Genomic DNA, 13,832 nt, shown 5'->3' with positions numbered 1-13,832 from the left:
CCGCCTTCAACGAATCGTCCGCATGCCGTACGATGGCTTCGACCAAACCGAAAAGGAGAAAGCATCTCATGATCAAACAACCTGCGGCGTTAAGCCGCAACCTGTTCGACAAGCAATGGATCGGGGAATCGATACATCTACAAAAAATTGCTCCGCATAATTTCAAATGAAAAAGCCAGCATTCTTCAGAGAAGAACGACTGGCTCGCAGCTTATTGTGAAATGTCGGTTTGGCGTTTTTCTTTTTTCCGGCGTTGAATTTTTCGCACGAGCAGCCAGCATAATGCAATCACTGCGCCGGCAGCCAGCATGGAGATGGTGAGCGTGCTTCCGCCGACCATATCTTCTGCCGCATGGCCGTAAATGTAGAACAAAATTCCGACGACATAAAATTTCGCCGCACGCCCGATGGCAGCATAACCGATCAGCTTCCAAAGGGGATAATTCATACAACCCGATACAATGGTAAAAATCTTGAAAGGAATAGGAGTGAAAGAACCGATCATAATGGCTGCTTCTCCATGACGACGGAACATTTCGGTAACGGAATCCAGCTGCTTTTGTTTCATAAATTTGCGAAGAATAAGATTGCCTGAAGTTTTACCGATGGCGTAGCCGATTGGCGTACCGATCATACAACCTATAAAGCCGATCGTAGCCAGCCATAAGGCGTTCCCGGGGTTTAAAGCGCTCAAGGAAATTTGAAGAAAAAACGCGGGAATTGGAAAAATAATAGCGTCGATCATGGCGTGAATGAAAAGCCCGATATCCCCGAAGCTGCGCAGAAATTCCAAAACTGAATTAATCAAGCCTGTTTGCCCCCTCAACGAAAAGAAGGGCTTGTATCTTAGTTCCAATCATTTGCATTCTCCTCGAAGTCCTCTGTCCGGCAACTTCATAATATTTCGTTACTGTCATGATATCAAAAAATGGAGCGAAAGGCACTATTCCGAGGTATAGTTCCCGTCCTAGACTGAAGTCTTGGAAGCCGGACTTTTCCTATTTAAGCTCGAGGAGTTTCAATCGTATTTAACGGAATTGACGGCAATCGAAAAAAATCCCCCTTTTCGCCAGTGAAGAGAATGAAAAAACGGGCATAGTCCTCCGACAAGTGACAAGTTGGGGCGTGTTTGAGAACGGGATTTCAGCTTGTTATGCCAATTCCGTTGCTCCGATGACAGTAGGATGGTCGCGCAGCATGTCAACACGGATTTCCTTATACTTATAAAAGGTATAGACGGCTGGGAGATTAGCTCGTATGAATCCGACCTTGATTACAAACTGCCTGGTTAGTATCCGCATATATCGAAGTGGCAAATAAAAAAAGAGTGTCTCAAAAGCCAAAAATGGTTAGGGACACTCTCTTGTTCATTCAGCTTGGTTATCCGCTGTTTAAAGTATGGGAAAACGCGCTAGTTGACTAGACCGTTCTGAATGGCAAAAATCACCGCTTGCGTACGATCCCGAACCTCCATTTTAGCAAATATGCTGGAGAGGTGGTTCTTAATCGTAGTCTCGCTTACGTACATTCTTCCTGCCATTTCTTTATTGCTGCAGCCTTCCATTAACAGGTGCACTACCTCTCGTTCCCGTTCGGTTAACTGGACGTCAGCTTTGTCTTCTCTATGATAGGACCGCGACATCCTGAATGGTTGCCACGGTAAGAAACAGAGGAATCATCCACAATGTCCAGCCCCGTACCCGTCTTTCTCTAAGCTGAATTAAAGCTACTAGAATCATAACCAACACAAAATAAGCCAGTTGTGGATCTGCCATTTTATCCTCCACCATCCCATTCATCATAATGAGGATAATTATAAAAAATGCAGATTCAACTCACGTCACCCATTCAGGCAACATTCATCTGGCTGATTGGACCGTTTTTTTTGAGATTTGGTTATACGCTCAATCAAATATTGAAGAAAGGTAAAAAAAACAAGCGACCCCGGAACAGCACCGGGGTTCGATTGTTTTTTTTACCAGACTCGCATGGAAGCATACCCGAACCTTGGCCGGCAAGGGTAGCCCAATATTTTTGAGGAGGGGGGGATTCGCCTCATTTCGCGCGGTGCACGGTCAGATTCACCTTGTTCGTCTCGCACATGAACGTGGAGAGATGAACCGGCCGGTCGTGCGAATCGTAGGCGATTTTGACGATGCGGAACAGGTTGGCGCCGACGTCGCATTCCAGCGCTTTCGCCAGATCCTTCGTCGCTCCGATCACATTGATAATTTTATCGTTGCTGTCGATTTCCGTTTCGTAGTCTTGCTTCAAAATCTTGTACGTCGATTCGTCGCGCGCGATTTTTTTCTCCAGATCGGGGAATCGCGTCAGTGGGTAGTGGGCCAGATCGTAAAACAGCGGCCGCTCGTTGACATACATCAGCCGTTCGAGCTCAAGCACCGGGCTTCCTTCCTCGATCTGCAGCCGCTCGGCCATATCCGCGGTAGCCGGAATCACTTCACTGCGCAGCGTGCGCGAATTGGGGATCATCCCCAATTGGTGGCTGAATTCCGAGAAGCCGCTGACCGACAGCAGCTCGTTCTGGAATTTGCTTGAGGTGACGAAGGTGCCCTTGCGCTGGATGCGGGTGAGCGTGCCATCCTTGACCAGTTCCTCGATCGCTTTGCGGATCGTGATGCGGCTGACCTGATAGATGTCGCACAGCTCCGCTTCCGTCGGAATCTGCTCGTCGGGCTTGTATTTTCCTTCTTGAATATCGTTCTTCAGCATTTGCCTGATTTGCATGTATAAGGGCTGCGCTGTCGATGGGTTTAAGTTCATAGCGTAAAATCGACTCCATGTCGCCAATGTTTCTTCTCATTATACATGCAACTTTGCCGCGAATTCCAGCTACCAGGCCCCGAAATACGTAATCGTGTGCGCCGCGGCCCGCGTTCCTTGCTCCAGGCACTGCGTCAGCGGAAGTCCGTTCATGATCCCGTGCAGGAAGCCGGCAATAAACGAATCGCCCGCGCCCATCGTGTCCACGACGGTGACCGCTTCCGCCTCGTGCCGGAAATAACGCTCGCCGTCGTAGGCAAGCGAGCCGTTTTCCCCCAAGGTGGCGACGGCGACCCGGGCTCCGAGCGCATGCGTTTCTTTCAGGTAGCTGCGGATATAAGCGTCGTCCTGCGTATAAGAGAAGAAAGCGTAATCAACGAAGGCCGGGAGCCGCCGGGTCAAGTCGTGATGAAGCTGGTCCGAGAAGTCGAAGGAGGTGATCAGGCCCTTCTCCTTGAACCGCGGAAAATACGGCTCCGCGTGGCCCCAGATTCCGGCATGCACCAGCGCATGCCCTTCGATAAACCGCAGATCGGCTTCCGTCAGCGCGAAGTGCTCCATCACCCCTTCGTGATAGTCGCCGAATTTGCGGTCGCTGCCGATCAGCTCGACGTAGGTTACGGCGGTTTGGCCTTCTTTTTGGTGCAGATGGCTGACGTCGATCCCTTTGTCGCGGATCGCCCGGCGCATTTGCTCGCCGTAGCTATCGGTGCCGACCCAGCCGATATACGAAGCATCGCCCCCGAGCCGCTTTAAGTAGACGGCTACGTTCACCGGATTGCCGCCCGGGTAGCTTTCCTGCCTTGACAAATAGACGTCCATACAGTTGTCTCCGACGGTAGCAGCTTTCATTCTTCCCATTCGCCTCCTACAGGAGCGTAACCCCCTGTCCGGAAGACAGGGGGATCGCGCCATTCTAGTATTCGACGACGCCGTAGTAGCGGCGGTCATCGGGGTTGTGGTCTCTCGCGACGGCGAAGTAGTAAGAGAACCATTCCAGCGGCACGAACATGACCATCGGGGCCAGATCCGGATGCAAGCCGCCGGACAATTCCTGATAGTCAAACACGATGTGCTCGCCTTTGTATTTTTGCACGAAGCGCAGGGCGCGCTCCGTAATGTGGCGGGAAGCGTCGGTGCCAACCAGGAAGACGAACGGAACGCCGGGCTCGACGATTTCCAGCGGGCCGTGGCGGAACTCGCCGCTTTCGATCACCGCGCCGTGACCCCACATGAATTCCATATTCGTAATGACGCCTTCTTTATAAGCAAGGGACACGAGCGGACCGGCCGCCACCGTATAGAAGCCTTTCCAACTGCTGACCGATTCCGCCAGCTTCAGCGCTTTTTCCTCGAACGAATCGATATGGCCTACCAGGACGGCGGGCAGCTTCGGAATATCGGCAAGAATGCGCTCGACCTCTTCGGACGGTTCGACTTCCCGAATCCATTGCAGGGCCAAGAAGTACAGGGCTAGCAGATGGCATTCCCACATCGCATGGGCGTTGTAGTCGATCACGAATTGGGCTTCGTCGCCAAGCGGATTGCCTTCCTTCTTGTTCACGACGCTGATCGTCACGGCCCCGGCTTGGTTGGCTTTCCGCAGCGATTGAACGACTTCCTCCGTCGTGCCGGAGTGGGAGATGACGACGACCGCCGTGGAGGCATCCAGTGCGCGGGGCGTATGGTCGACGAATTCCCAGCCGGTATACACGTTCGAGACCAGCGTGCTGTATTTGTCGATCAAATATTTGGCCGCCGCACCGACAGCCTTGGAGCTGCCGCAGCCGACGAAGTATACGCGCCGGATCTTTTGCTGCGCCAGCTTTTGCGCGATGCCGGCAACTTTCGGCTGGCCTTCCCGGATGAAGGTTTCGACCTCGGGGATCATGCTCGACGTTACGAGAAAATCGACTTTTGTTTTGTCCAAATGCAGCATGAGTTCAACACGCCTCTCTTTTTTGATTTATTTGTTATGTTTTGTATTATAACAAAATAGAATTAAAAATCAATCCCAATTAGGCTTCTTTCGGAATTTCGTCATGGCCGATGCCGGGGGCGCGATGAGAGCGATTTCTTTTTTCCCAGTAATAGTACACCGGAAGGCCTGTGACGATGACGATCCCTGCCGCGAGCAAGCCCTGCCAAGGGGCCCAGGTGAACGTTCCCCATGCGAGCCACGTGGCGCCCAGAATCGCGAGAATCGTCGTCAGACGCCACACCGGCATGCGGTACACGGGCTTGTAATCGTCGCGTTTGCGGCATTTGTAGATCGCGACGAAGTCCATAATGTTAATCGCGAGCTGCGTCAGCGTAAAATAACCGAGCAGCGTCGTCAGATCGCTTAAAAAGACGAGCACGCATGCATAAACGACCTGAACGATGATGGAGAAGCTCGGCGTCTCGTATTTGGGGTGCACCTGCCCGAACCGTTTGAAGAATAGCCCGTCGCGGGCCATGACGTATTCCAGGCGCGGCTGGAACATGATGCACGAGCTGAGCGAGCCGATAATGACAATAATGGCAGTGATCGAGACAAACGACGAAGCGATATGCGCAAGCCCGGGAATAAACGAAACCGCCTCGGACACCGGCGCTTCCGATTTCATCAGCTGCTCGAAGGGCATTAAGCCCGTCACGGAGACGGCCAGCGTCGTATAGAGGGTCAGCACGATCAGCACCGAGCCGATCAGGGCGCGGGGGAGCACCTTCCCGGGATTTTTGATTTCACCGGCCATGAAGCAGATCGCCGCCATGCCCGTATAGGCCCATGTCGTGGCGGAAATGCCGCCCATTAGACTTGTATTGGCCGTACCGCCCGGAGGGGTGTAGGCGAAATTGTCGGTATTCATATACATAAAGCCGAGCGCGACGACGATGACGAACGGAACGATTTTGACCGCGGTAATCAGGACCTGGAATACGCCGCCTTCCTTCACGCTGCGATAGTGGATCGCGGTGATGGCCAGAATGATGGCGACGGCCAGAAATTTTCCCGCGATGCCTGCGAAGAACGGGAAAAACACGGCGGCGTAGGACACGATCGCGATAGCCATGATCGCAATCGACGGGGGATCGAGCGCCCAGAACGTGGCCCAGCCGTACAGAAAGGCGAGCGGCCGCCAGCCGGCTTTGTTCAGGTACACGTACCCGCTGCCGTTCTCGGGATAAGCGGTCGACAATTCGCCCAGAACCATCATTTGCGGAATGGCGATCAAGCCGCCGATCAGCCATGCCATGATCGAGACTGTCGGGGTGCCGGACGCGCGGGCCACCTCGCCGACCGATACGAAAATGCCCGAGCCGATCGTGGTCCCGACGGCGAGCGCCAAGGCGGACCAGAATCCAAGTTTTCGTGTGAGACTGCCGTTGCTCATACACGATTCCTCCATGTTCAAGTTGTTAAACCCTATGAAGAAAATCCGAACTGCCGGAGCTTGTCCAGCGACTTTTCAATGGCTTCTTGCGGATTGGCATAATAACGCGAGCCCATGATTTCCAGCGTGCAGCATCCCCGGTACCCGTGCTTTTGCAAGCTCTGCACGTAGCTTTCCCAGTTCAGAGCCCCGTCTCCAAGCGCCAGATGCGCGTCCGACTGACCGTCTCCGTCGATCAGATGGACATGCAGCAGGCCGCCCGGCGCGGCAAAATAATCGTCCGGCGTTTCGTCGGCCAGCTGCATCGCGACGGTATCGATCATGCCGCGCAGGGATGGGGAGCCGATTTCCGTCATCATGCTTCGCACATCCCGAAGGCTCGTGATCAGGTTCGTTTCAAATGACGTCAGCGGCTCTAGCGCCAGAAGCAGCCCTTCCGCTTCGGCGATTCGGGCCAATTGCGCAATGGAATCGCTTGCAAAATTCCAAGAATCGGCTTGTGGGACGGCAAAGTCGCCAATGCCCGACGTAACGAGCATCATCGGGGCTTCCAATTCAACCGCGGCGTACAGGTTTTCCTTGAAATACGCCACGCTCCTCGCTCGCCATTCTGGGTCCGAAGCAGCCAAATTATACGGGTAGACGCACTGCTCGGGGGTGTAGCATACGACGTTCAGCTTTCGTGCTTTCACCTCCTTTCGAATGCTCCGCAGCGTGGAGAGCGGATCTCGCCCCACATAGAAGTGAGGTTCCCCGGCCCATAACTCGATGCTGCCGATTCCCGCGCGTTCCATCCCGTTCAAGAAATGCTCGAACAGAAAATGACGATACGTAATATTCATGCCTGCGATGATCATGTGAGCAGCTCGCCTCCTGCATCGGTTTTATTTGTTATGTTTTGTATTATAATTAAACAGTACATAAAATGGCAAGCGCTTTCTTTTAAAAGTTTGAATTTTCCACGCAGCCGGCTTCACGGTTTTGTCAAAAACGAACGTTCCTCTTAAACCGGCATGGAAATGGTCATACTGACATCATGGGCAAGACGGCGGGTAAAAAATCTCATGGATAGCATTGACAGGGGATATGCGATGATGCATAATAATATATGAACATGTATTCATATATTAAATATACGGTCGAACGCCTCAGCGGATCGTCCGTATCTTGGGAGGGACGACCTATGCACAGTCATAACCATAGCGCGCATGCGCATAGCGGAGGAGCAGCTCATAAGCACGATCACAGCCACGGTCACGGTCACCATCATCACGGCCACGGGCATCACCATCACGACCACGCCCGGGAAGGGAACAAAAAGGGCCTGATCATCGCTTTGTCCATCACGGCGGGCATTTTGCTGCTGGAGTTTTTCGGGGGACTCATTACGAACAGTCTGGCGCTGCTTTCGGATTCCGGGCATATGCTCAGCGATGCCAGCTCGCTCTTGCTCAGCTTGATCGCGCTCAGCTTCGCCGCGAGACCGGCTTCCCCGGCCAAGACGTACGGCTTTCACCGCTTCGAGATTTTGGCGGCGCTGTTCAACGGCATTACGCTGTTTCTCATCGCCGGTTTTATTATATGGGAAGCGTACGGCCGCTTCTTCAACCCGCCGGAAGTCGCCAGCGGCTCGATGATGCTGATTGCTTCCGTAGGGCTGCTCGCCAACCTGATCAGCGCGTGGGCGCTAATGCGGAAGGGCGACGTGAAGAACAACGTCAACCTGCGCAGCGCTTATCTCCACGTGCTCGGGGATGCGCTCGGCTCCGTCGGCGCCATTATCGCGGGGCTGGTGATGCTGGCCTTCGGCTGGTACGTGGCCGATCCGATCATCAGCGTGCTCGTAGCGCTGCTGATTCTTAAGGGAGCTTGGGGCGTGATCTCCCATACGGTTCACGTGCTGATGGAAGGGACGCCGGCCGGCGTGAGTCAAGAGGAAGTGAAGCAGGCGCTGGAGAGCATCGACGGCGTGGTGGACGTGCATGATCTTCACATCTGGACGATTACGTCGGGCCTCGATTCGTTCAGCTGCCACATCCAGATCGAGGACGATCGGGACAGTCAAAAGGTGCTGCAGCAGGCAATCGGGCTGATGGCGGAGCGGTTCAATATCCACCATGCGACGATCCAGGTCGAGAAATCGGCTATACGCCACGAGGAATTGCGGGTATAATCCGGAATCCTGAAAGAATAAAAACGGCCGTTTCTTCCCACATTAACAGCAACCCCGTATGTGGAAAGGATGACCAAGAATGACCCGTTACGAATACGACACCAGCCTGCAATCGCAAAATCCGGTCTCGCAAGCGCAAAATTCGGTGGAAAAGGCGCATAACGCCGTAACCCAAGCGCAGAGCCATCCGACCGCCCAAATGATCGAGCAGGCCGAAACGGCCGTGGAAAAAGCCGAGCGCTCGATCGCCCAAGCCGGGCATGACGAGAACAAGCCCGCCGTAGAGCAAGCGTCTGCGCAGCTTGCCGAAGACCAATCGGACCTGCAAAGCTTGCAGCCGATGGAAGAAGAATAACGGCCGAAGCAAGTCTCAAGACCCGTTAACCCCTCCTCTTTAAGAGGTGGGGCCGACGGGTCTTTTTTCGGCTCGATGCAGGGCGTAACCAGACCTGCGGTGCCGTTGTCAAGCTTGGCGGCCGCATCGCTTTTGGCTTTTCCTTTGTGCTACAATGGAACCATATGGTACGTGCTTCAGGGCACGCAAGGAAGAGGAGGGCTGCAATTGGAACCGTGGCAGCTAACGGCGGAATTGATTTTGGACGGGAAGGCGGCGCTGGGCGAAGGGCCGGTATGGGATCACCGCAGCGGACGGCTGCTGTGGGTCGATATCGAGGGAATGCGGATTCATCACTATGATCCGGTCCAAGGAACGGACCGTTCGATTCAGCTTGACCAGCGGGTCGGGGCTGCGGTGCCGAGAGCGGAGGGCGACGGTCTGGTGCTCGCGCTGGAGCATGGCTTCCATCTGCTCGATCCGGCGACGGAGCGGCTGACGAAGATTGCCGACCCGGAGGCGGGGCTTCTGGAAAACCGGTTTAACGACGGCAAGTGCGACGAAGCCGGACGGTTCTGGGCGGGGACGATGAACCGCATGAGCAGCGGCCCGACGGGCGCGCTGTACTGCCTGGAGACTGACGGGTCGCTGCGGAAGGCGATCGATGGCGTGGTCTGCTCCAACGGGCTTGGCTGGAGCCCCGACGGGCGCACGATGTATTACATCGATTCGCCTACCAAGCAGGTCGTCGCCTACGACTACGAGCCGGCAGCAGGAGCGATCTCGAACCGGCGCACGGTCGTCACGATTCCGGAAGGCGAGGGCGTTCCCGACGGCATGGCCGTCGATCGTGAAGGGATGCTATGGGTTGCCCAGTGGGGCGGCTGGCGGGTGTCCTGCTGGAATCCGCAGACCGGCGAAAGGCTCGGCTTCGTCCGCGTCCCGGCTGCGCAGACGACCTCCTGCGCGTTCGGCGGTCCGGACTGGGACGAGCTGTACATTACGACGGCCCGGACCGGGCTGAGCGAGGAACAGTTGGCGCAGCAGCCGCATGCCGGCGGCTTGTTCCGCGTCAAGACGGGCGTGAAGGGCAGACCGGCTTGCTTTTATGGCGGATAACAATCGGATGATGGCAGGCGATGACGCCTGGGATGAGCGTCGCCCGTTCATCGTGCAGATCGAGCGCCGCCTATTGCCGGAGCTGCGCATCAAGAGCGAGCAGCCGCACGATCCGATCGCCGTATACCGCGTGCCTGTCCCTTGGCGGTTGATCGGTGCGGGCAACTATGCGGCGGTTGTTGCGCACACGGATTACCCGGAGTATGTGGTGAAGGTATATGCGCCGGGTCGGCCGGGGCTGGAAGAGGAGGCCGAGGTGTACCGCCGTCTGGGGCGGCATCCGGCCTATTCGGAGTGCCTGTACTATGGCGACGGCTACCTAGTGCTCCGGCGGTTGAACGGCATCACGCTGTACGATTGCATCCGGAAGGGCATCCCGATCCCCCGGCAGGTAATCGACGATATAGACGAAGCGCTTGCCTATGCGGTAAACAAAGGGCTTCGCCCGCACGACGTTCACGGCAAAAACGTCATGATGCGGGACGGCCGCGGCGTCGTGGTCGACGTATCGGATTTTTTGAAGCCGGAGCCGTGCGGGATGTGGGACGATCTGAAGAAGGCGTACGACCGGTTTTACCTTCCGCCCCTGCAGCGTGTCCCAATTCCCGGCTTCGTGCTGAATGCGGTCCGGAAAGGCTACCGTTTGCTCAAAAGATAAAGATTTATTCAAGCTTCGCCGGCATGGCGTTCCGGGCGAAACCGCCCGGCACTGTGCCGCGTATTGAAACCGCAGAGCTACAAATAACTTTGGCATACTTCAAGCGGGAGGCAAAGACGATGTCCATATTTAAGAAAGTGCTTGCAAGTGTAGGAATCGGTTCGGCGAAGGTGGATACGAGGCTGGATCATCCGCGGGTTTCACCAGGGGAGACGATTAGCGGAGTCATGCATATTCAAGGCGGTCAATTGGATCAGCAGATCGAAAGCATCTATATGTATTTGAAGACGGAGTACTTGAAGGAAGAAAACGATAAGAAAATGACCTATACCGCGGAGATTGCCAAGTACCACATCACCGACGGCTTCCTGCTGCGGGCGGGCGAGGGCCGGGAGGTCGCATTTACGCTGGCGATCCCGGAAAACGCTCCGCTGTCGCTGCAGAACACGCCGGTCTGGCTGGAAACGGGACTCGATATCGACATGGCGATCGATCCGAGGGACCGGGACCAGATCGACATCGTTGCCGGCCCGAACGTGGCTACCGTGATGGAGGCGCTGAATGAGCTCGGCTTCCGTCTGCGCGAAGTCTCCAACGACTACTCGCCAAACTTGGGCGGGCCGCTGCCGTTCGTGCAGGAGTTCGAGTACGTGCCGACGACGAATTTCCGCGGCGCGCTCGACGAGCTCGAAGTGCTTTATTTCCCAAGAGGAAACGATCTGGAGCTGTTTCTGCAGATCGACCGCCGCGCCCGGGGCTTCAAGGGAAAATTCGAAGAACAACTGGGGCTGGACGAAAGCTTCGTCCGCTTGACCATTCCGGGCAGCGAGCTGCGCCGGGGCTCGACAATCGTTGCAGGGCAGCTGCATGACCTCATTTCGCGTTATACTTAATCGTATACTTACCAGGAAGTCCGTTCCCTCGGGAAACGGGCTTCTTTTTTTTCGCGGCGGCAAGCAGGAGAAGAATGTCCGGCTAGCGAAAAATGTAAGGATATAGGATAATAACCGGACCCTAGGAGAGTATACATATGGCTGAACCGCAAGTGAATATACTGATTGTCGACGATCGGCCGGAACATTTGCTCGCTATGTCTTCCATACTGCAATCTCCCGATTATCGCATCGCCACCGCCAATTCCGGAGAGGAAGCGCTGCGGCAAGTGATGCAGGAGTCTTTCGCCTTGATTCTGATGGATATTGAAATGCCGGGAATGAACGGCTTTGAAACCGTTCGCATGCTGAAATCGCAAGAGCGGTACAGGTCGATTCCCGTAATCTTCGTTACGGCGCTCAGTCAAGCGACGGAGCACATGGTACGAGGCTATGAAATCGGAGCGATCGATTTTATATTCAAGCCCGTGCAGCCGGTTGTATTAAAAGTAAAGGTCAAGCAGTTCGCAAGCATCTACCGGGACCGGGAGCAGCTTAAGGCGCAAAAGGAGCTGATCACCCGGCGCACGATCGACCTGGAGCAGGCGCATGCCCGGCTTCTGGACAATACGGATAAGCTTCGGCGGATGGAAGCGATGGCCCGGGCCATCAGCGAGACGTCGACCGATGCTTTCTTGACCGTCGATGCGGAAGGAACGATCCTGTCGGCCAATCCTGCCGTGCGACCGCTGTTCAGGTACGGCCCGGAAGAGCTGATCGGGAAGCCCGTGTGGCTGGTGGTGCCGTACACCGAGCGGCTGTTCGGCTCGGGGGAAAGCGGCTCCCTGCTGCCGGATTGCGGCACGAGGGAAGCGACGGACGTTACGGCCGTGCGCCGCAACGGCGGGACGTTCCCCGCCGAGCTGCAGATCGGAAGCGCCTGTATCGGCGACCGGCCGATTTACGTCTGCTCGGTTCGCGACGTGACCGAACGCAAAATGCAATATATTCGCATGGAGCAAGCCGTAGAGCAGCGCACGTATGCGCTGCGCGAAGCCAACGGAAGGCTTCAGGCGGAAATCCGGCGCCGGCATCAGGTAACCGAGCAGCTGCTGCGGTCGTATGACCGGATCAACGATATTTTGGAGAGCATCACGGACGCGTTTTACGCGCTTGACCACGACGGGGCGATCGTCTACATGAACCGTTCGGCCGAGCAGCGCCTCCGCATCGTGAAGGAGCAGGCGCTCGGCCGGCCGTTCTGGGATTATGCGCCGGTGGAGCGCTCGAAGTGCTACGATTTGTTTCTGCGCGCAGCCTTGGAGCAAGCGCCGCAGCGAGCGGAATTTTATTCGAATCTGACGGATAGCTGGGTCGAGGTACGGGCTTTCCCGTCGTCGCTCGGCATCAGCTTATATATTCAGGATACGAACGAGCGGCGGCGCATGGAGCAGGATGCCCGGGAATCGCAGGAGCGGTTTTATACGATTTTTCAGGCGACGCCCTGTCTGATGGCGATTCAGTCGTTAAGCGGCCGGACGTATCTCGACGTCAACGAGAGCTGGATGAAGCATACGGGATATACGTATGAAGAAATGACGTCGGGAACCGCCAATTTGCAGATGACGCTCATCTCGGACGAAGGGCTGGTCGAGACGGTCCCCGTGGATTTCGCCGATACGGTGACGGACGTGAAGGTACAGTATGTGACGAAGGCGGGCGAGCGGCGGACGGGGCTGTTGTCCACGGAGATCATTGAGACGCCGGATGTGCCGTGTGTGCTGGCGGTCATTACGGATATTACGGACCGGGTGGCGCTGGAGAGGGAGATTGCGCGGCTGGACCGGCTGCATATGATCGGGGAGATGGCGGCAGGTATCGCGCATGAAATCCGCAATCCGATGACGACCGTCCGCGGCTTTCTCCAACTGATGCGCGCGAAGAAAACCCTTCCGCCCAAGGACATTATCGACGTCATGGTGGAGGAGCTGAACCGCGCCAACGGGATTATCAGCGAGTTTTTGGCGCTGGCCAAAAACAAGACCACCGACCGCCGCCCGCAAAATCTGGCTCAGGTGATCGAGGCCATCGGTCCGCTCATTCAAGCGGAGGCGACGCTGGCCGATAAACAGCTTCACCTGCGGCTCGAATCGTGTCCCGAGCTGGAGCTCGACGAGAAGGAGATCCGGCAGATGGTATTGAATCTCGCGCTGAACGGGCTCGAAGCGATGGACGCCGGAGGACGGCTCGAAATCGCCACCTACACGGAAGAGTCGGAGGTCGTGCTGGAGGTCAGCGACCAGGGCCACGGCATGGACAAGGACGTGCTGGCCAAGGTCGGGACGCCGTTCTTTACGACGAAGGAGCGGGGGACGGGGCTCGGTCTGGCGGTCTGCTTCAGTATTGCTGCCCGGCACGGAGCGAAGCTGACGTGGCAGACCGGACCGGAGGGCACGGCATTCTATGTCCGGTTTGCGGTACCGGCTGAGCCCATCGCCGCGAATGCCCCCTAGCC

The 13,832-nt window shown here is 56.0% G+C and carries 14 protein-coding genes; 6 read left to right on the top strand and 8 right to left on the bottom strand.

Features of this window, described 5'->3' with window-relative positions; genetic code table 11:
• Positions 1 to 211: 211 nt before the first annotated feature.
• The 7 genes from NI000_RS23160 to NI000_RS23130 form a co-directional block, all read right to left on the bottom strand.
• Positions 212 to 793: a YqaA family protein gene (locus tag NI000_RS23160; RefSeq protein WP_253413849.1), complete on the bottom strand. Its 582-nt coding sequence runs from the start codon at positions 791 to 793 to the stop codon at positions 212 to 214.
• 618 nt (positions 794 to 1,411) lie between these two features.
• Positions 1,412 to 1,642 (bottom strand): response regulator transcription factor, encoded by a 231-nt coding sequence (locus NI000_RS23155; protein WP_301292646.1) that lies wholly within the window; start codon positions 1,640 to 1,642, stop codon positions 1,412 to 1,414.
• 413 nt (positions 1,643 to 2,055) lie between these two features.
• A complete protein-coding gene (locus NI000_RS23150; RefSeq protein ID WP_127460703.1) occupies positions 2,056 to 2,784 on the bottom strand; it encodes a GntR family transcriptional regulator in 729 nt (242 codons plus the stop codon).
• Between the two features lie 69 nt (positions 2,785 to 2,853).
• On the bottom strand, positions 2,854 to 3,636 hold the full coding sequence (gene frlD, locus NI000_RS23145; RefSeq protein ID WP_253413756.1) for a fructoselysine 6-kinase: 783 nt from the start codon (positions 3,634 to 3,636) through the stop codon (positions 2,854 to 2,856).
• A 64-nt stretch (positions 3,637 to 3,700) separates the two neighbouring features.
• The gene (locus NI000_RS23140) at positions 3,701 to 4,723 is read right to left on the bottom strand and encodes an SIS domain-containing protein (RefSeq protein WP_253413755.1); all 1,023 of its coding nucleotides are present in this window, start codon (positions 4,721 to 4,723) and stop codon (positions 3,701 to 3,703) included.
• Positions 4,724 to 4,802: 79 nt separating this feature from the next.
• Complete coding sequence (locus NI000_RS23135; protein WP_253413753.1) at positions 4,803 to 6,161, bottom strand: amino acid permease; 1,359 nt, start codon at positions 6,159 to 6,161, stop codon at positions 4,803 to 4,805.
• A 32-nt stretch (positions 6,162 to 6,193) separates the two neighbouring features.
• Positions 6,194 to 7,018: a sugar phosphate isomerase/epimerase family protein gene (locus tag NI000_RS23130; RefSeq protein WP_253413752.1), complete on the bottom strand. Its 825-nt coding sequence runs from the start codon at positions 7,016 to 7,018 to the stop codon at positions 6,194 to 6,196.
• 326 nt (positions 7,019 to 7,344) lie between these two features.
• On the opposite strand from NI000_RS23130, the gene NI000_RS23125 reads away from it, so the two are divergent.
• The 4 genes from NI000_RS23125 to NI000_RS23110 all read left to right on the top strand — a co-directional run bounded on the left by NI000_RS23125 (position 7,345) and on the right by NI000_RS23110 (position 10,445).
• Positions 7,345 to 8,334: a cation diffusion facilitator family transporter gene (locus tag NI000_RS23125; protein WP_253413751.1), complete on the top strand. Its 990-nt coding sequence runs from the start codon at positions 7,345 to 7,347 to the stop codon at positions 8,332 to 8,334.
• Between the two features lie 79 nt (positions 8,335 to 8,413).
• Positions 8,414 to 8,689: a hypothetical protein gene (locus NI000_RS23120; protein WP_216795700.1), complete on the top strand. Its 276-nt coding sequence runs from the start codon at positions 8,414 to 8,416 to the stop codon at positions 8,687 to 8,689.
• A gap of 207 nt (positions 8,690 to 8,896) precedes the next feature.
• Positions 8,897 to 9,787 carry an SMP-30/gluconolactonase/LRE family protein gene (locus NI000_RS23115; protein WP_253413750.1) on the top strand — a complete coding sequence of 297 codons (891 nt, stop codon included), beginning with the start codon at positions 8,897 to 8,899 and terminating at the stop codon, positions 9,785 to 9,787.
• Positions 9,777 to 10,445 (top strand): serine/threonine protein kinase, encoded by a 669-nt coding sequence (locus NI000_RS23110; RefSeq protein ID WP_253413749.1) that lies wholly within the window; start codon positions 9,777 to 9,779, stop codon positions 10,443 to 10,445. Before NI000_RS23115 ends, NI000_RS23110 begins: the two co-directional genes overlap by 11 nt.
• Positions 10,446 to 10,449: 4 nt before the next feature.
• On the opposite strand, the gene NI000_RS36790 is transcribed toward NI000_RS23110, so the two are convergent.
• The gene (locus tag NI000_RS36790) at positions 10,450 to 10,572 is read right to left on the bottom strand and encodes a hypothetical protein (protein ID WP_301292645.1); all 123 of its coding nucleotides are present in this window, start codon (positions 10,570 to 10,572) and stop codon (positions 10,450 to 10,452) included.
• On the opposite strand from NI000_RS36790, the gene NI000_RS23105 reads away from it, so the two are divergent.
• Positions 10,565 to 11,338 (top strand): sporulation protein, encoded by a 774-nt coding sequence (locus tag NI000_RS23105; protein ID WP_253413748.1) that lies wholly within the window; start codon positions 10,565 to 10,567, stop codon positions 11,336 to 11,338. The genes NI000_RS36790 and NI000_RS23105 overlap by 8 nt on opposite strands.
• A 137-nt stretch (positions 11,339 to 11,475) precedes the next feature.
• Positions 11,476 to 13,830, top strand: coding sequence for a PAS domain S-box protein (locus NI000_RS23100; protein ID WP_253413747.1), 2,355 nt, complete (start codon positions 11,476 to 11,478; stop codon positions 13,828 to 13,830).
• The last annotated feature ends 2 nt before the right edge of the window (positions 13,831 to 13,832 follow it).

Origin of the sequence: Paenibacillus tyrphae (assembly GCF_024158745.1) — a bacterium.
Lineage (GTDB): Bacteria > Bacillota > Bacilli > Paenibacillales > NBRC-103111 > Paenibacillus_G > Paenibacillus_G tyrfis_A.
Note: the sequence above shows the minus strand (reverse complement) of the source record. Positions and strands in the feature narration are given on the sequence as shown.

What these genes read in the sequence shown, in the direction of transcription:
- NI000_RS23155 (WP_301292646.1), bottom strand. Translation starts at nt 1,642, where the DNA reads ATGTCGCGGTCCTATCATAGAGAAGACAAAGCTGACGTCCAGTTAACC.
- NI000_RS23150 (WP_127460703.1), bottom strand. Translation starts at nt 2,784, where the DNA reads ATGAACTTAAACCCATCGACAGCGCAGCCCTTATACATGCAAATCAGG.
- frlD (WP_253413756.1), bottom strand. Translation starts at nt 3,636, where the DNA reads ATGAAAGCTGCTACCGTCGGAGACAACTGTATGGACGTCTATTTGTCA.
- NI000_RS23140 (WP_253413755.1), bottom strand. Translation starts at nt 4,723, where the DNA reads ATGCTGCATTTGGACAAAACAAAAGTCGATTTTCTCGTAACGTCGAGC.
- NI000_RS23135 (WP_253413753.1), bottom strand. Translation starts at nt 6,161, where the DNA reads ATGAGCAACGGCAGTCTCACACGAAAACTTGGATTCTGGTCCGCCTTG.
- NI000_RS23130 (WP_253413752.1), bottom strand. Translation starts at nt 7,018, where the DNA reads ATGATCATCGCAGGCATGAATATTACGTATCGTCATTTTCTGTTCGAG.
- NI000_RS23125 (WP_253413751.1), top strand. Translation starts at nt 7,345, where the DNA reads ATGCACAGTCATAACCATAGCGCGCATGCGCATAGCGGAGGAGCAGCT.
- NI000_RS23120 (WP_216795700.1), top strand. Translation starts at nt 8,414, where the DNA reads ATGACCCGTTACGAATACGACACCAGCCTGCAATCGCAAAATCCGGTC.
- NI000_RS23110 (WP_253413749.1), top strand. Translation starts at nt 9,777, where the DNA reads ATGGCGGATAACAATCGGATGATGGCAGGCGATGACGCCTGGGATGAG.
- NI000_RS23105 (WP_253413748.1), top strand. Translation starts at nt 10,565, where the DNA reads ATGTCCATATTTAAGAAAGTGCTTGCAAGTGTAGGAATCGGTTCGGCG.
- NI000_RS36790 (WP_301292645.1), bottom strand. Translation starts at nt 10,572, where the DNA reads ATGGACATCGTCTTTGCCTCCCGCTTGAAGTATGCCAAAGTTATTTGT.
- NI000_RS23100 (WP_253413747.1), top strand. Translation starts at nt 11,476, where the DNA reads ATGGCTGAACCGCAAGTGAATATACTGATTGTCGACGATCGGCCGGAA.